The following is a 16,399-nucleotide window of genomic DNA, read 5'->3' as shown; positions in this document are numbered from 1 at the left end:
CCGAGTCGGTACCGCGACTGGTCAGCGGGTGAACACTCCCCGCAGGCCACGACGCTTCTTCGCCTCGCGGATAGCGGTCCGCAGGCCACGGCTGCGGCCGGTTTCCGGGTCCACGGTCAGCACCGCCTCGCGGCCCTCCCACTTACGCTCCGATGCGGTCTCCGGGGCGTCGTCAACGGTGTCGCGCAGGTACTTGTTCGGCAGCGACAGTTTCGCGATCGTGCGCCACGACTTCCCGTACTGCACCAGCAGCGGACCGGTGGTGTACGGCAGGTCGTACTTGTCGCACAGCGCCCGCACCTTCACCGCGATCTCGGCGTACCGATTCGACGGCAGGTCGGGAAAGATGTGGTGCTCGATCTGGTAGCTCAGGTTGCCGGTCATGAAGTCCATGACCCGGCCGCCGCTGATGTTCGCGCTGCCGAGCATCTGCCGCAGGTACCACTGCTCGTGGGTCTCGGCGTCGATGTCCGCCTTGGTGAACTTCTCGGCGCCGTCCGGGAAGTGCCCACAGAAGATGACCGCGTTGGTCCACACGTTGCGAATGACGTTCGCGGTGAAGTTCGCGGTGAGCGTGCTCTTCCAGGCCTTTCCGGTGAGCGCCGGGAACATCACGTAGTCCTTGAGCGCCTGCTTGCCGATCTTCTCGAGCACCTCGTCGCGCTTGACCTTGAACTCGGCCATGTCGACTCGGCCCTTCGCGACCTTGCCCAGCTCGAGGTGCTGCGCCGCGATGCCGAACTCGAAGAACAGTGCGAGCAGGGTGTTGTAGACGAGATTGCCCGCGTTGAACGGCTTCCACCGCTGGTCGCGGGTCACCCGGAGCAGGCCGTATCCCACATCGTCGTCCATGCCGAGGACGTTGGTGTACTTGTGATGGATGTAGTTGTGCGTCTGCTTCCAGTGCGCGGACGGCCCGACGACGTCCCACTCCCAGGCACTCGAGTGCACCTCGGGATCGTTCATCCAGTCCCACTGGCCGTGCATGACGTTGTGGCCGAGCTCCATGTTCTCGATGATCTTCGAGGTACCGAGCAGTCCGGCACCGAGCAGCCACAACGGGCGCTTGCGGCTGCCGAAGAGCACGGCTCGGCCGGCCACCTCGAGCGAGCGCTGCAGCCGGATGGTGTTGCGGAGGTACTTCGCGTCGCGTTCGCCGCGCGAGTCCTCGACGTCACGGCGGATCGCGTCGAGCTCCCGACCGAGCGCCTCGACGTCCGCCTCGGTGAGGTGGGCGTACTCCTTGATGTCGGCGATTGCCATCGACTCTCCCGGACCTAGACGTTCCCGTACAGGGACCTACCGTACCGTAACCTACGACTCCGTAGGTTACGGTCGGGACATTGTGGGGCAGCTCACACCGAGAGCGGCCGGCCGCGCTCGCGCACCCGACGCAGCGCCGACCGCAGACCGATCCGGCGCCCGGTGGCCGGATCCACCCGCAACGGGTTCACCGCGGAGTCGCCGACGAAGAATTTACGCTCCGACGACGTTTCCGGGGCGTCATCGGAGGTCGCCTTCAGAAAGCGGTCCGGCAGCGACAGCTTGTGGATCGTCCGCAGCGCCAACATGTACTGCTTGCCCAGCGATCCCGTCGTGTAGGGCAGGTCGTACTCGTCGCAGAGCCGCCGGACCCGAGCCGAGACCTCCCGCAGCCGATTGCTCGGCAGATCCGGGAACAGGTGGTGCTCGATCTGGTAGCTGAGGTTTCCACTCATGAAGCCCATGACCCGGCCCGCCCTGAAGTTGGCCGAGCCCAGCATCTGCCGCAGGTACCACTCCGGCTTGGTCTCGTTCCGGTACTGCTCGACGGTGAACTTCTCCGCACCGTCCGGGAAGTGTCCGCAGAAGATCACCGTGTAGGCCCACAGGTTGCGGGCCAGGTTCGCGGTCGCGTTCGCGGTCAGCGTGCTGCGCCACGCCGGACCGGTCAGCGCCGGGAACAGCACGTAGTCCTTGATCACCTGCCGCGCGATCTTGCGGGCGAAGTCCCGGTTGACCTCGGCCAGCTGGTCGTCGCCGCGCTCGCGCGCGGCATCCTGGGTGATCTTCCAGTCGTGCAGGGCGATGCCCCACTCGAAACCCGCGGCCAACACGAGGTTGGCCACGGGCTGGAGCAGGTTGATCGGACGCCACGGCACGTCACGGGTCATCCGGATGATGCCGAACTGGACGTCCTGGTCCATCCCGACGATGTTGGTGTAGGTGTGGTGCGAGTAGTTGTGCGCCCGCTTCCACTGCGCGGAGGGACCCGTCATGTCCCACTCCCAGGTGGTGGAGTGGATCTCCGGATCGTTCATCCAGTCCCACTGCCCGTGCACCACGTTGTGGCCGAGCTCCATGTTCTCGATGCACTTGGACAGCGCGAGCATGGCGGTGCCCGCGAGCCAGGCCGGACGGTACTTGCTCCCGAACAGCGTCAGCCTGCCGCCGAACTCGAGCGCGCGCTGCAGACGGATGACGCCGCGGACGTACCGCGCGTCACGCGCACCCAGCGACTCCTCCACGTCACGCCGAATCTCGTCGAGTTCGCGGCCGAGGGTGTCGATGTCCGACTGGCTGAGGTGGGAAAACTCTTTGATGTCCGTGATGGCCATCAGGGGCGGCCCTCCGTAAGGGGCTAGATAAGATCACCGGGAAGGACACCACGGCGCGTGAGAACAACGATAGACGAATTTCGGTGGGCGGCGGTGGGCCCGATCAGAGATCGAAGGTGCAGTCGCCCGCGGCCGAGGAGATGCAGGTCTGCACGCGCTCCCCCTCGGCGTGCTCGCGACCCGAACGCAGATCACGGATGTGTCCGGAGACCAGCGGCACCACGCACGTCTGGCAGATTCCCATCCGGCAACCGAAAGGCATCTGCACGCCGAGCTTCTCGCCCGCCTCGAGCACCGTGGTCGCGCCGTCGATCTCGACCGATCGACCGGACTTCGCGAATGTGACGGTGCCACCCTGCCCCGACGTGTCCGCACGTGAGATCGAGAACCGCTCGGTGTGCAGGCGGTCGGAGATGTCCGCGTCGGCCCACACCCGCTCGACCTCGTCGAGCATCTCCGCGGGCCCGCAGGCCCACGTCTGCCGCTCGCGCCAGTCCGGGTAGAGCTCGTCGAGGTCGGCCAGCTTGAACCGGCCGCCGGTGCGGGTGTGCTGAACGTGCGAGACGAAGTTCGGGTACCGCTCGTGCAGCGCGAGGAGTTCGTCGCCGAACATCACGTCGCCGGCGGTCGGCGCGGAGTGCACGTGCACCACGTTCGGGAGCTCGTCGCGACGCACCATCGCCCGCAGCATCGCCATCACCGGGGTGATCCCGCTACCCGCGGTGATGAAGAGGATCTTCGCGGGCGGCGGCTCGGGCAGCGAGAAGTTTCCTTGCGGCGCCGCGAGCCGGACGACGGTCCCCGAGGGGACGCCGTTGATCAGGTGACTGGAGAGCTGACCTTCCGGCATCGCCTTGACCGCGATGGTGATCAGCTTGTGCTCGCGGCTGGGCGGGGAGGTCAGGGAGTAGGAGCGCCAGTGGAAGCGACCGTCGACGAGCAGGCCGATCCCGATGTACTGGCCGGGCTGGTAGTCGAAGTCGAAGCCCCAGCCCGGCTTGATCACCAGCGTCGCGGAGTCGGAGGTCTCCTTGCGGACCTCGACGACCTTGCCGCGCAGCTCCCGGGCCGACCACAGCGGATTCGCCAGATGCAGGAAGTCGTCCGGCAACAGCGGAGTGGTCACCCGGGTCACCGCCCCGCGCAGCATGTTCAAACTCGGCCGCCGGGGTGCCGACACATTTGCCGCCGGCGCCTCGAGCCACTTCCTCAGACCCATCAGATTCCCGTCCACTCGCCTAGGTTACGGGACCGTAGGTTACCCGCAGGTGCACCGAGCTGTCACGCGGTCGGACGGAGAAGTTCAGAGCAGTTCGAGCAGGAACGGCAGCTCCTGCGTGGCGTACCAGGCGAGCTCGTGGTCCTCGGCGTCACCGAGCACGAACTCGGCGTCGGCGTCACCGAGGTCGGCCGCGTCGATCGACTGGGCCGCACGCGCGATCGACTCCTCCGCCTCCGCGAGATCCACGTGCACGGAGGCGACGGCCGACAGTTCCACCGGCGCGGCCAGCCGCACCACCGCGTCGTCGAGGTCGGGACGCAGCTTGACGTCCTCGACGTCCGCCGCGATCACCGCGCGGCGATGCACGGGCGTCTCGCCCTCGCCGGATTCCGCGGCCAGCAGTCGCAGCGACGCACGCGACGCCTCGATCATCGCGACCTCGGCCAGCTCGTCGTCGTCCCCCGAGGCGTACGCCTCGCGAAGTGCCGGAGTGACGGCAAAAGCGGTGCGGCTCACCGGATCCAGCCGTTCGTCTGCGACCAACCGCTGCAGCATCGCGATCGTCGCGGGCACGTAGACCCTCATGCACACCCCTTCACTTACTGGCATCCAACAGTTCCTCGAGCGCCTCGTACAGCAACGCCGCCACCACGTCGACATCGGACATCGCGTCCCGATCTCCGTTCAAACCGTAGTAGACGTGGCCGTCGTAGGACGTCAGCCCCACGCTGAGCGCTTGGTTGCGCAGCAGCGGCGACACCGGGTACATCTCCAGCAGCTTCGCATTGTCCAGGTACAGCGGGGTCCGCGGCCCGGGTGCGTTCGTGATGACCAGGTTGAACATGCGCTGCGAGAGCCCGCTCGCGACCCGCAGCCCCATCGCGTGCAGCGTCGCGGGCGCCGTGCCCGACATCCGGACGAGGGTCTGTGCACTCACCGTCCGGTTCTGTTTGGCGTGCGCCTCCGACGCGTGCGCGATGTGCGAGAGCCGCACCACCGGATTGGGCTCTCCCACCGGAAGATCGATCATCCACGAGTAGACCCGGCGCTCGGCGCTCTCACGCATCGTCTCGCGCTCGGCGGGGTCCACCTCCGGGTCGAATGCCTCGGCCGGCCCCTCCCCCGTGACGTAGACGGCGATCGGGACCAGCGCCCGCACCGACGAGAACGCGATGACCGGTTCGCCGCGCGAGAGCAGCCAGTTGCGCAGCGCGCCGGTGAGCACCGCGAGGATGGCGTCGTTGACGGTGCAGCCGAACTTGGCTCGGATGGTCCGGTAGTCGTCGAGGTCGGTCTTGACCGTCGCGAACCGGCGGTTACGGGAGATGGTCGCGTTGAGCGGGGTCGACGGTGCCGTGGTGGCGGCGGTCCGGACCACGGCGGCAACGTTCCCTATCGCCTTGGTCGCCTCGCCCACGAGGTCACCGAGCACCATCCGGATGGTGGCGGCACCCTCGCTAGGGCGGGCGATCATCTCCGCGACGGCGTCGAGCACCAGCTCGGCCTCACGAGGTTCGCGCCCCGGCATCCACAGTTCCTCCGCGACCTCGCGCGGCTGCAGGCTCGGGTCGAGGATCACCTGGTTGATCTCGAGCGCCTTCGCCCCGTCCACCAGCGAGGAGTGCGACTTGGTGAAGATCGCGATCCGGTTGTTCGCCAGCCCCTCGACGAGGTACATCTCCCACAGCGGCCGGGACCGGTCCAACGGCCGCGACGTCAACCGCGCCACCAGGTCGTGCAACTGCTCGTCGGAGCCGGGTTTGGGCAGCGCCGAACGTCGCACGTGGTAAGTGATGTCGAAGTCGCGATCGTCCACCCAGACCGGTCGTGCCAGGCCGAACGCCACCTCGCGCACTCGCTGCCGGTACCGCGGCACCAGGGGCAGCCTGCGCTCGACGTGCGTGAGCAGGTCCTCGTAGTCGAGGCCGCCCTCGGGCGCCTCGAGGATCGCCAGCGACCCGAGGTGCATCGGCGTCGTACTCGCCTCGAGAAAGTAGAACGATGCGTCCTGTGTGGTCAGCCTCGTCGCCATGTCAGTCCGTGCCCCCCCATGCCCGCTTGCTCCAGATCGAAAAGAATGCCCAGCTCCCCTGCCGTGGTCTCCGCGTCGACGTGGTGGACGCCGACCATCCCCGCCGCGACCGCGCCCCGCACGTTCGTCACCAGGTCGTCGACGAACACACAGTCCACCGGGGCCAGATCCAGGCGCCGCGCGGCCAACCGGTAGATCCGCGGATCCGGCTTGGCGAGTCCGACGTCGCCGGAGAGCACCACCGTGTCCACGAACCGACCCTCGCCGAGCTCGCGCAGCCCCGCGCCTGCCGGGCCGCCCGGGTCGTTGCTCAGGATCGCGGTGCGCACGCCGCGCCTGCGCAGGTCCGTGAGGATCCCGGCCAGCACACGCCCGCCCGAGCCGGGCCCGGCCAGCACGCCGCCGAAGTCCATCACCAAGCCGCGCATGCGCTCACCCTAGGGTGCGGCCTGGGCCGGCGCGAGGGGAGGATGCCGAAATCCGTGCGCGAACGGACAATTCGTGCCATCCTCGGCGGCAACGTCCGGCCTCTCCCCGGAAGACACGACCGAAGTCGATCGAGCACGGGAGAGAGCTATGACCGGACCACTTCCCTTTCGCGGCGGACTGTTCGTCACCGGCGCGCCGCCCGCCGAGCCGCCGTTGGACACCCCGGGCACGCCCCGGACCACGGAACCTCCCCTGCCGAGGCACTCAGGCCCCTCGGGCCTGCACGCACCCCGCCGCTCCGCGCACGACGGCCGGTCCCCCAGCCGCGGAGCACCGGTGCATCCGGCCGATCCCGCGGCACTGCGGTTCGCCGAGACCGCGCTGCGCTTGACACTGGAGGTGCTCGACCGGCGACGCCAGCCCGCACAACTGCGGACGCTGCTCGAGCCCGCCCCGATCGACCTCGTGGCCGCCCTCGCGAGGGCCGGGTCCCCCGCACGACGGCTCGGCGTTGCGCAGCTGCAGCGGGTGCACCTGCGCCCGAGCGGACCCGACGTCGCCGAGATGTTCGGCACCTACGCGCGCGGAAACCGGACGTTCGCGGTGGCGGGGCGGGTCGAACGCAGACCAGCCGCCCCGAACGGAACTCGGGACGGCTGGCTGATCACCTCACTGCAGCTGGGCTGAGCCTCAGGCCCGGCTCAGCGCTTGCGCTTGGACCGGCGCTCGCGCCGACTGCCCGCGCCGTCGCCCGCGGCCGCTGCGCTGCGGCGCACCGCGGCGTTGCCGTCCTCGTTCGGTCCGGAGAAGGTCAGCCGGGTCTCGTCCTTCTGGTCGAGTCCCTTCGCGCGCAGAGCGGTCGGCGCGGCATTGCGTTCGGCCTCCGCCGCGGCCTGCTCGGTGGGCAACGGCGCGGGAGCGGTGCGGGCCGCCGCGGCGGCCGCGGTCCAGCCCGACTGCTCCTGCTCGGGTGCCGGAGCAGCCTCGACCTGCAGGTTGAACAGGAAGCCGACCGACTCCTCCTTGAGGCCCTCGAGCATGGCCGCGAACATGTCGAAACCCTCGCGCTGGTACTCCACCAGCGGGTCACGCTGCGCCATCGCGCGCAGGCCGATGCCCTCCTTGAGGTAGTCCATCTCGTAGAGGTGCTCGCGCCACTTGCGGTCCAGGACGGACAGCAGCACGCGCCGTTCGAGTTCGCGCATGCCGTTCTCGCCGGCGATGGCGTCGATCTGCTCCTCGCGCGCGGCGTAGGCCGCCCGCACGTCGGCGAGCAGAGCCTCCCGCAGCTCGTCGCGGGACACGTCGCCGCGCTCACCGTCCGCGGTCTCGCCGGTCAGCTCCTGGTGGGTGACTCCGACCGGGTACAGCGTCTTCAGCGCCGTCCACAGCTGGTCGAGATCCCAGTCCTCGACGTAGCCCTCGGCGGTGGCGCCGTCGACATAGGCGGTGACCACATCGGTGATCATCTTCTCGACCTGGCCCTCCATGTCCTCGCCCGCGAGGATCTGGCGACGCTCCGCGTAGATGACCGTGCGCTGCTGGTTCATCACCTCGTCGTACTTGAGGACGTTCTTGCGGATCTCGAAGTTCTGCTGCTCGACCTGCGTCTGTGCACTCTTGATGGCCTTGGAGACCATCTTCGCCTCGATCGGCACGTCGTCGGGCAGGTTGAGCCGGGTCATGATGGACTCCAGCGCCGCACCGTTGAACCGGCGCATCAACTCGTCGCCGAGCGAGAGGTAGAAGCGGGACTCGCCGGGGTCGCCCTGGCGTCCCGAACGGCCGCGCAGCTGGTTGTCGATGCGGCGGGACTCGTGCCGCTCGGTGCCGAGGACGTACAGGCCGCCCGCCGTGCGGACGTTCTCCGCATCGGCCTTGACCTGGGTCTTCACCTCGTCGAGCGCGGGCTCCCAGGCTGCCTCGTACTCGTCCGGTGTCTCCACCGGATCGAGGCCCTGCTTGCGCAGGTGCAGGTCGGCGAGGATGTCGGGGTTGCCACCGAGCACGACGTCGGTGCCGCGACCGGCCATGTTGGTGGCCACGGTGACCGCACCGGTGCGGCCGGCCTCGGCCACGATCGTGGCCTCCTGCTCGTGGAACTTGGCGTTGAGCACGTTGTGCGCGACACCGCGCTTGGTGAACTGCTTGGACAGGTACTCCGAGCGCTCGACGCTGGTGGTACCGATCAGCACCGGCTGGCCCTTGGCGTGCCGCTCGACGACGTCGTCCACGACGGCGTCGAACTTCGCCTCCTCCGTCTTGTAGATCAGGTCGCCCTGGTCGACACGCACCATCGGGCGGTTCGTCGGGATCGGGATGACGCCGAGGCCGTAGGTCTGGTGCAGCTCGGCGGCCTCGGTCTCGGCGGTACCGGTCATGCCGGAGAGCTTGTCGTAGAGGCGGAAGTAGTTCTGCAGGGTGATCGTGGCGAGGGTCTGGTTCTCGGCCTTGATCTCGACCCGCTCCTTGGCCTCGATCGCCTGGTGCATGCCCTCGTTGTAGCGCCTGCCGACCAGGATGCGGCCGGTGAACTCGTCGACGATGATGACCTCGCCGTCGCGGACGATGTAGTCCTTGTCGCGCTGGTACAGCTCCTTGGCCTTGACCGCGTTGTTCAGGTAGCTCACCAGCGGCGAGTTCGCCGCCTCGTAGAGGTTGTCGATACCGAGCTGATCCTCGACCAGCTCGACGCCCGCCTCGTGCACGCCGACGGTGCGCTTCTTGATGTCCACCTCGTAGTGCACGTCGCGCTTGAGCAGCGGCGCGATCCGGGCGAACTCGCCGTACCACTTCGACGAGGCGTCGGCGGGGCCGGAGATGATCAGCGGGGTCCGGGCCTCGTCGATCAGGATGGAGTCGACCTCGTCGACGATCGCGAAGGCGTGCCCGCGCTGGACCAGGTCCTCGAGCGAGTGCGTCATGTTGTCACGCAGGTAGTCGAAGCCGAACTCGTTGTTCGTGCCGTAGGTGATGTCGGCGGCGTACGCGACGCGACGCTCGGCGGGCGTCTGCCCCGACAGGATCACGCTGGTGTCGAGGCCGAGGAAGCGGTGCACGCGGCCCATCCACTCGGAGTCACGCTTGGCGAGGTAGTCGTTGACCGTCACCACGTGGACGCCGTCGCCGGCGATGGCATTGAGGTACGCAGGCAAGACGCAGGTCAGGGTCTTGCCCTCACCGGTCTTCATCTCCGCCACATTGCCGAAGTGCAGGGCGGCACCGCCCATGATCTGCACGATGTAGTGCTTCTGACCGAGGACCCGCCAGGACGCCTCGCGGGCCACCGCGAACGCCTCGGGCAGCAACTCGTCGAGCGACTCGCCGCCCGCGTAGCGCTCCTTGAACTCCGCCGTCTTCGCGTGGAGCTGCTGGTCGGTCAGTGCCTCGTATTCGGGCGACATGGAATCGACGTGCTCAGCGATGTTTTTGAGCCGCTTGACCATGCGACCTTCACCAACACGGAGCAGCTTGGACAGTGACAGCGACGGCACGGGCTTGAACGTCCTCAATCTCGGCGGGCAGGTGACTTCACGGTAGATCCGGCTGCATTCACAGTAGATCCGGCCGAGGGAGGTTATCCCCCGGCCGGACCCCATGGTAGGCGTTGCGTCGATTCACCGAGTGGATCGACCGGCCCAAACTTGTATCAGACCTGCTGGCTCACGCCAGCCGGATCAGGCCGTAGTCGAATGCGTGCCTCCTGTAGACGACGGACGGACGATCGGTCTCCTTGTCCTGGAACAGGAAGAAATCGTGTCCCACCAGTTCCATCTCGTACAGAGCGTCGTCGACGGTCATCGGCGCCGCCGAGTGGACCTTGGTCCGCACGATCTGGCCTGGACCCTCGTCGTGCTCGGGTTCGAGTGAGATGTCGGGCGAGATGCCGAGCGAGTCGTCCAAGGCCAACGCCGCGGTCGCCTCGGACACGGATACCGGCGTCTTGTCGCCGTAGTGGACTCGCCGCCGATCCTTCGTGCGGCGCAGCCTGCTCTCGAGCTTCGCGGTGACACTCTCGAACGCAGCGTAGAAGCTGTCGGCGGAGGCCTCTGCACGAACCACGGGTCCCTTGCCCCGCGCGGTGATCTCCACACACTGGCAGTTCTTCGCCTGGCGCCGGTTGCGCTCGTGCTGAAGTTCGACATCGAAGTGGTAGATGGTGGGATCGAATCGCTCGAGTCGAGCGAGCTTCTCTGCTACGTAGACCCGAAAATGATCGGGAACCTCGACATTGCGGCCCTTCACCACGATCTCGGAACGTGGGGCGTCAGATTGTCCGGTGGTTTCTGCAGCGTCTTCGATGAAAACAGAGGCTGTTGAAGGGGTCGTCACGCGTACCTCCCGGTTACGGCCGAGCCACTAGAGATGACTTGCGGCGGATGAGCTACGCCGGGAAGGGGACCGCCCGGCGCCTGGGTTCGGAACTATCACCTCCCACCCGTTTCGTCGGCTGTGCTGGCGACGCTAGTACGAGTTCGACGCAAGTGCCAGCATTCGCGGCGATTGCGTCATGCGGCGGCGATCACAAGGATCGCGTCGACCCGAACTTCCCGTCCGGCGAGCGCACGAACGGACTCCGCCGCGGTGGCGCCGGTGGTGAGCACGTCGTCGATCAGCACCACACAATCGGACCGTCCGGTTCCCTCCAGCGGTGCGACCAGAATCCGGCCCGACAGGTTCTCGATTCGAGCACGAGCGGACAGACCCACTGAATCACGCACTCCCCGAGCATATTTCAGCACCGGCGCGACACGAACCGGCTCGGGCGCGAGCACGCCGGCGGCGACGCGGACGGCCCGCGTGACCGGATCGCCACCACGCGAGCGGGCCGCCCGCGCCCGGGTCGGCGCGGGTACCAAGGTCAGCACCGCCAGCTCCGGCGGATCGATGTCGCCCAGCTCCCGCATCCGGGTCAGCGCGAGCGCGATCGCCTCCCCCAGCGGCTGCGCCAGGTCCCGTCTGCCGCGTTCCTTCGCGGCGAGGACTGCGGTTCGGCGCGCTCCCGAGTAGTCCCCGACGGCCCACGCCGGCGCGCCGGGATCGACCCGCGGCGTCAGCGACACCGGACCGCCGGACAACTCCGCACGGCAGCGTGGGCACCAGAGGGTCCCCGGCGCCGAGCAGCCGCCGCACTCGCGTGGCAGGACCAGATCCGTCAGTGCCCCCAGCACCCCCATGCCCGCATTGTGCGTCAGCGCACCGACAGGTTCAGCCGGGCAGGACCGGCGTCGCCTTCACACCTGTCAGTCCGGGCACCTCACGCCAGTATCGGTCGCCGGCCGGGTCGTTGTTGTTGAGCTGGAACACCGCACGGGTGTCGGCGACGAACGCGGTCGTGGCCGAGGCGTCCACCGACGTCACCGGAGGCGTGAGGTTGCGACTCGGCAAGGCGTCCATCCGCGAACCGTCCACCGCGACCGTGACCACCGGGATGTCCGAGGCGGCCCGGGCGACGACAATCGAGTCGCCGCTGCTCCAGTCGATCGAGACCGCGGGACTGCCGAGCCCGTTCGCGACCGGCCGCGCGCTGCCGAGCGCGTACGTGCCGTCCGGACGGTGCCGCACGGTCACCACGTAGACCTTGCCGTCCACGATCATCGCGGCCCGCACGCCGTCGCGGGACAGGCGGAGCTCGGAGATGTTCGCGCCGAGCGAGGAGATCTCGGCGGTATCCACCGGCGTCGTCACCAGCTGACCCGATTCGCTGTCCCGTGCCACGCGGACCACCTTCGAACCGTCCACGACGGTCCACACCGAGTTGTCCCCGACGGACCAGCTCGGCCGGGTCATCGTGACCCCCTCGGCGACCGGGCTGGCAAATCCCTCGATCGGCCCGACCATCAGGGCACTCGCGGCGTCCGGCGCGGTGCGGCCGGTGTCGGTGACGGCGGCGGCGAGTTTGCCGTCCCGCGACAGCGCGATCGTCTTGATGTTCGCAGTGGTGCCGAAGAAGCCCGGCATCGGGGCGACCCCGGTGTCGGTGACGGCCACGAGCGAGCCGTTGGCGAGCGCGTGCAGGCCGACCGCCGCGCCCGCGGACGCCATCGGATTCGTCGACGACACGTCGGCCGTCGTCCAGCCGTTGGGCAGCCGCTCGTCGAGCGGCTTTCCGTCTCCGAGCAGCACGTACGGTCCGGAGATCTCCGCATTCGCCAGCGTCCACACCACCTGGGCGGCCAACTGGTCCCGGGTCGCCTGATCGAGCGCGGACGCACCCTGGAAGTCGATCCGCAGGCCGCCGAAGCCGATCCCGACGCCGGCGCTGCGACCGTCTGCCTTGGTGATCGGGCCCTTCACCGACACCTTTCCGGCCGGGTTGGCGACGGCGCCGGCCAGCGCCTGCTTGGGTCCGGCGATCAGCATGTCGATCAGCTGCGCGGGCATGTCCAGCTGGGGCGTGGTGATCCAACGCAGGTCGGGCACGACAGTGCTGCCCGACGGGTCGAGGAAGTACAGCGCCTTGCGCTGGTAGGTCTTGAGGAACTGCGCGCGGTCCAGGATGACGCCCGCCGGCAACTCGTCGATCCGCCACTGGCCGTCCACCCGGGTCAGCCGCACCTTCGCCTCGAAGTTGCCCTCGACCGCCTGGTAGACCCCGCCGGGTTCGAGCTGTCCGACCCGATTGGCGCGGATCGTGTAGGTCGCCTGGTCACCGTTGCGGGACTCGGGCAGCACGTCGACCTTGTCGACGATGGTCGTGCTCGCGGCGTCGTCCCAGCCGTTCGACGCGCGCTGCGTGAGGAACTGGCGAGCGGCGGCATGCCCGCCCGCCGGGTCCGTACTGGCGCCGAAGAAGTCGCGCAGCAGCAGATCGGGGTCGCGCCCGGGCGACGGTGCCGGGATACTGGTGACCACCGGTGCCGTCGCGAAGGTGCCGATCGCCTGCGGTGTCGACGACTCGGGCACGCTCGCGCAGCCACCCAGCAGCACCGCCGCACCCAGCACCAGTGCGGTCGCGGTGTGTCGCCGCCTCACGGCCGACGCTCCCGCAGGACCGGCACACTGCTGGTCTCGTCGGGGTCGAGCGCCTCGCTGCCTTCGGCGTGCCCGCTGTGCGGACGCTCCGCGCCCGGCAACGGCCTGCCCTGCACATGCTTGGTGCTCGGTGGCCGCAGCGGCAGCGGGCTGCTGGTCACCTTGTGCCCGCGCACCAGCGGCAGCGTCAGCCGGAAGCAGGCCCCCTCGCCGGGCTCGCCCCAGGCGTCGAGCCTGCCGTCGTGCAGTCGCGCGTCCTCCACGCTGATCGCCAGCCCGAGCCCGGTTCCGCCGGACCGCCGCACCCGCGACGGATCCGACCGCCAGAACCTGTTGAACACCAACTTCTCCTCGCCGGGACGCAGACCGATGCCCTGGTCGCGGACGATGAACGCCACGGCGTCCTCGTCCGCCCGCAGCCGCAGCAGCACCGGTTTGCCCTCACCGTGGTCGATCGCGTTAGCGAGCAGGTTCCGCAGTATCCGCTCGACCCGGCGCGGGTCGACGGTCGCCATCACCGGCTCCTCGGGCAGGTCCAGGATCAGCTCGGTTCCCGACTCGCGCGCCAGGTGCCGAATGGTCGACACCGCCGCGCGGGCACTCATTCGCACGTCCAGCTTCTCCGCGGCGAGTTCGGCCACACCGGCGTCGTGGCGGCTGATCTCGAGCAGGTCCGCGAGCAGGGTCTCGAACCTGTCCAGCTCGGCGACCAGCAGTTCGGAGGACCGCCGCATGGCGGGATCAAGCTCCGCACTGCCGTCGTGAATGAGGTCGGCGGCCATCCTGACCGTGGTAAGTGGGGTGCGCAGCTCGTGACTCACGTCGGAAGTGAACCGCTTCTGCAGGTTGCCGAACTCTTCGAGCTGGGCAATCTGTTTCGACAGCGACTCGGCCATGTCGTTGAACGACATCGCCAACCTGGCCATGTCGTCCTCGCCGCGCACCGGCATCCGTTCCCGGAGCTTGCCCTCGGCGAAGCGCTCGGCGATCCGGGAGGCCGAACGGATCGGGAGCACCACCTGCCGCGCCACGACCACCGAGATCGCGGCGAGCAACACCAGCAGTACCGCACCGCCGACGAGCAGCGTGCCGCGCATCAGGGACAGGCTGCGGTCCTCGCTCGCGAGCGGAAAGACCAGGTACAGCTCGAGGTTGGGAATCTCCGCGGAGGCCAAGCTGCCCACGATGAGCGCCGGGCCCGTGTAGCCGTCCGGGTCCGAGACGGTGGCGAACTGGGTCGCCACCTGACCGTTGTGGACGAAGTCGCGCAGGTTCTGCGGGATCTGGTCGACCGGGCCCGCACTCGCATCGCCCTTCGACGGGTCGCCCACGACGAGCACCGAGTCGAAGGTTCCGGCCGCACCCGAGGCCGGTCCGGCGTCCACACCCCGGTTGGTCAGTGACGCCCGCGCGCTGTCGAGGCGGGTGCTCAGCGAGGTGCTGTCATCGGACCCGGCGAGCTCGCCCTGCACCGTGGCGCGGGCACGATCCATCTCCTCGGCGGCGGCGCTGACCTTGGCCTCGAGCAGCCGATCGGTGATCTGGCTGGTGAGCACGACACCGAGGATCGTGATGACGACGAGCGAGAGGGACAGCGTCGAGACAACGACACGCAACTGCAGCGAACGGCGCCACAGATGAGCCAGCGCACGGCTCATGTTCCGGAAACGACGCAGCAGCGGCGTGAAGGTCCCGTTGATCCTGCGCCGCATGCGGGGGGATCGGATCACGGCGGTCCGGCCTTGTAGCCGACCCCCCTGACCGTGAGTACCACTTGGGGATTCTCCGGGTCGGTCTCCACCTTGGCGCGCAGTCGCTGGACGTGCACGTTGACCAGGCGGGTGTCGGCGGCGTGACGGTAGCCCCACACCTGCTCGAGCAGCACCTCGCGGGTGAACACCTGACGAGGCTTGCGGGCGAGCGCCACCAGCAGGTCGAATTCGAGCGGGGTCAGCGAGATGAGCTGGCCGTCGCGGGTGACCTTGTGCGCCGGCACGTCGATGACGATGTCGGCGATCGACAGCAGTTCGGCGGGCTCGTCCTCGGTGCGGCGCAGCCGGGCGCGCACGCGAGCGACGAGTTCCTTCGGTTTGAACGGCTTCATCACGTAGTCGTCGGCCCCGGACTCGAGCCCGAGCACCACGTCGACGGTGTCGGTCTTGGCCGTGAGCATCACGATCGGGACGCCGGAATCCTGGCGCAACACCCGGCAGACGTCGATGCCGTTCATCCCCGGGAGCATCAGGTCGAGCAGCACCAGATCCGGCCGGATCTCACGGACCGCGGTCAGCGCCTGGGTGCCGTCGCCCACGACGTAGGGATCGAACCCCTCGCCGCGGAGCACGATCGTGAGCATCTCGGCGAGCGCCGTGTCGTCGTCGACAACCAGAATGCGTGGCTTCATGTCCCTATCGTGTCATCCTCGGACCCCGGAACCCCGTCGTTACGGGCGCTCCGGTGGCGTGTCGCGATGGTCGCGTTCACTTCCACTGTGCCAGAGCGAGGGCCAGTCGCGCCGCATCCTCGTCCGGCGTCAGTACCTTCCACGGCGACATCCAGCTGGTTCGGGCCAGTTCCCGGTACACCTCACCGGTCCGGGTCTGGAGGTCGGAGTCGCGCTCGAACGCGTCGAGTTCACGGCTCGCATCCTGGATCTCGCGGGACCGGGCGCGCGCCCGGGCGAGCTCGACCGGGACGTCGAGCAGCAGTTGCAGCCCGGGCCGAGGCACCGCCAGCCGGTCGAACTCGAGCTCCTGGACCCAGTGCACGAAATCCCCGCCTGCGCCCTGTCGCATCCGCGCCGCGCCGTAGGCCGCGTTGGATGCGACGTACCGGTCGAGGAGAACGATGTCGTTGACGGACAGCAACTCCCTCAGCTCGTCCGCCGCGAACCCGCGATCCAACGCGAACATCGACGCCATGCCGTACACCGAATCGGCAAGGTCGCCGTTCGCTCCCTTCAACGCCCCGGCCGCGAGATCCGCGTGAATCGAGTTGCCGTAGCGGGGAAACGCGCGGACGGCGATGCGGACGTCCGACGACTCGAGCTCGGTGACGAGCTTGTCGACGAGCGTCCGCTTCCCCGCGCCGTCCAGTCCTTCCAGCGCAATGAGTGTGCCCACATCGGGCAGTCTAGGCGGCGTC

Annotated in this window: 14 protein-coding genes; 1 reads left to right on the top strand and 13 read right to left on the bottom strand. The window is 68.5% G+C overall.

Annotated elements, in window-relative coordinates:
* Positions 1-21: 21 nt before the first annotated feature.
* From ACFVH2_RS04150 to ACFVH2_RS04125, 6 genes are all read right to left on the bottom strand, one after another.
* On the bottom strand, positions 22-1,263 hold the full coding sequence (locus tag ACFVH2_RS04150) for a fatty acid desaturase family protein (protein WP_378422532.1): 1,242 nt from the start codon (positions 1,261-1,263) through the stop codon (positions 22-24).
* A gap of 92 nt (positions 1,264-1,355) precedes the next feature.
* Entirely contained in the window at positions 1,356-2,597 is a 1,242-nt protein-coding gene (locus ACFVH2_RS04145; RefSeq protein ID WP_378422530.1) for a fatty acid desaturase family protein, read from the bottom strand.
* A gap of 103 nt (positions 2,598-2,700) precedes the next feature.
* Entirely contained in the window at positions 2,701-3,816 is a 1,116-nt protein-coding gene (locus tag ACFVH2_RS04140) for a ferredoxin reductase (RefSeq protein ID WP_378422664.1), read from the bottom strand.
* 84 nt (positions 3,817-3,900) lie between these two features.
* A complete protein-coding gene (locus ACFVH2_RS04135; RefSeq protein WP_378422528.1) occupies positions 3,901-4,404 on the bottom strand; it encodes a DUF6912 family protein in 504 nt (167 codons plus the stop codon).
* A gap of 10 nt (positions 4,405-4,414) precedes the next feature.
* Positions 4,415-5,851 carry a wax ester/triacylglycerol synthase family O-acyltransferase gene (locus ACFVH2_RS04130; RefSeq protein WP_378422526.1) on the bottom strand — a complete coding sequence of 479 codons (1,437 nt, stop codon included), beginning with the start codon at positions 5,849-5,851 and terminating at the stop codon, positions 4,415-4,417.
* Positions 5,836-6,279: an HAD-IA family hydrolase gene (locus ACFVH2_RS04125; RefSeq protein WP_378422524.1), complete on the bottom strand. Its 444-nt coding sequence runs from the start codon at positions 6,277-6,279 to the stop codon at positions 5,836-5,838. Before ACFVH2_RS04125 ends, ACFVH2_RS04130 begins: the two co-directional genes overlap by 16 nt.
* Positions 6,280-6,427: 148 nt before the next feature.
* Here ACFVH2_RS04125 and ACFVH2_RS04120 point away from each other — a divergent pair, with 148 nt between their 5' ends.
* Positions 6,428-6,967, top strand: coding sequence for an Rv3235 family protein (locus ACFVH2_RS04120; protein ID WP_378422522.1), 540 nt, complete (start codon positions 6,428-6,430; stop codon positions 6,965-6,967).
* A gap of 14 nt (positions 6,968-6,981) precedes the next feature.
* On the opposite strand, the gene secA is transcribed toward ACFVH2_RS04120, so the two are convergent.
* The 7 genes from secA to ACFVH2_RS04085 all read right to left on the bottom strand — a co-directional run bounded on the left by secA (position 6,982) and on the right by ACFVH2_RS04085 (position 16,377).
* A complete protein-coding gene (gene secA / locus ACFVH2_RS04115; protein ID WP_378422520.1) occupies positions 6,982-9,774 on the bottom strand; it encodes a preprotein translocase subunit SecA in 2,793 nt (930 codons plus the stop codon).
* A gap of 169 nt (positions 9,775-9,943) precedes the next feature.
* On the bottom strand, positions 9,944-10,612 hold the full coding sequence (gene hpf / locus ACFVH2_RS04110) for a ribosome hibernation-promoting factor, HPF/YfiA family (RefSeq protein WP_378422518.1): 669 nt from the start codon (positions 10,610-10,612) through the stop codon (positions 9,944-9,946).
* 176 nt (positions 10,613-10,788) lie between these two features.
* Positions 10,789-11,457, bottom strand: coding sequence for a ComF family protein (locus ACFVH2_RS04105; protein WP_378422516.1), 669 nt, complete (start codon positions 11,455-11,457; stop codon positions 10,789-10,791).
* 31 nt (positions 11,458-11,488) lie between these two features.
* Positions 11,489-13,255 (bottom strand): MtrAB system accessory lipoprotein LpqB, encoded by a 1,767-nt coding sequence (gene lpqB / locus ACFVH2_RS04100; RefSeq protein ID WP_378422514.1) that lies wholly within the window; start codon positions 13,253-13,255, stop codon positions 11,489-11,491.
* Positions 13,252-14,967: an MtrAB system histidine kinase MtrB gene (gene mtrB, locus ACFVH2_RS04095; protein ID WP_378422512.1), complete on the bottom strand. Its 1,716-nt coding sequence runs from the start codon at positions 14,965-14,967 to the stop codon at positions 13,252-13,254. Before mtrB ends, lpqB begins: the two co-directional genes overlap by 4 nt.
* 14 nt (positions 14,968-14,981) lie before the next feature.
* A complete protein-coding gene (gene mtrA, locus ACFVH2_RS04090; RefSeq protein ID WP_378422510.1) occupies positions 14,982-15,659 on the bottom strand; it encodes an MtrAB system response regulator MtrA in 678 nt (225 codons plus the stop codon).
* Positions 15,660-15,735: 76 nt separating this feature from the next.
* On the bottom strand, positions 15,736-16,377 hold the full coding sequence (locus ACFVH2_RS04085; protein WP_378422508.1) for a dTMP kinase: 642 nt from the start codon (positions 16,375-16,377) through the stop codon (positions 15,736-15,738).
* Between the last annotated feature and the right edge of the window lie 22 nt (positions 16,378-16,399).

Origin of the sequence: Rhodococcus sp. NPDC127527, from assembly GCF_042672245.1 — a bacterium.
GTDB lineage: Bacteria > Actinomycetota > Actinomycetes > Mycobacteriales > Mycobacteriaceae > Rhodococcus_G.
Note: the sequence above shows the minus strand (reverse complement) of the source record. Positions and strands in the feature narration are given on the sequence as shown.

Excerpts from the sequence above, each read along its gene's own strand:
- ACFVH2_RS04120 (WP_378422522.1), top strand. The coding sequence starts at position 6,428 with ATGACCGGACCACTTCCCTTTCGCGGCGGACTGTTCGTCACCGGCGCG.
- ACFVH2_RS04150 (WP_378422532.1), bottom strand. The coding sequence starts at position 1,263 with ATGGCAATCGCCGACATCAAGGAGTACGCCCACCTCACCGAGGCGGAC.
- ACFVH2_RS04125 (WP_378422524.1), bottom strand. The coding sequence starts at position 6,279 with ATGCGCGGCTTGGTGATGGACTTCGGCGGCGTGCTGGCCGGGCCCGGC.
- ACFVH2_RS04135 (WP_378422528.1), bottom strand. The coding sequence starts at position 4,404 with ATGAGGGTCTACGTGCCCGCGACGATCGCGATGCTGCAGCGGTTGGTC.
- ACFVH2_RS04130 (WP_378422526.1), bottom strand. The coding sequence starts at position 5,851 with ATGGCGACGAGGCTGACCACACAGGACGCATCGTTCTACTTTCTCGAG.
- ACFVH2_RS04105 (WP_378422516.1), bottom strand. The coding sequence starts at position 11,457 with ATGGGGGTGCTGGGGGCACTGACGGATCTGGTCCTGCCACGCGAGTGC.
- mtrA (WP_378422510.1), bottom strand. The coding sequence starts at position 15,659 with ATGAAGCCACGCATTCTGGTTGTCGACGACGACACGGCGCTCGCCGAG.
- ACFVH2_RS04145 (WP_378422530.1), bottom strand. The coding sequence starts at position 2,597 with ATGGCCATCACGGACATCAAAGAGTTTTCCCACCTCAGCCAGTCGGAC.
- ACFVH2_RS04140 (WP_378422664.1), bottom strand. The coding sequence starts at position 3,816 with ATGGGTCTGAGGAAGTGGCTCGAGGCGCCGGCGGCAAATGTGTCGGCA.
- mtrB (WP_378422512.1), bottom strand. The coding sequence starts at position 14,967 with ATGCGGCGCAGGATCAACGGGACCTTCACGCCGCTGCTGCGTCGTTTC.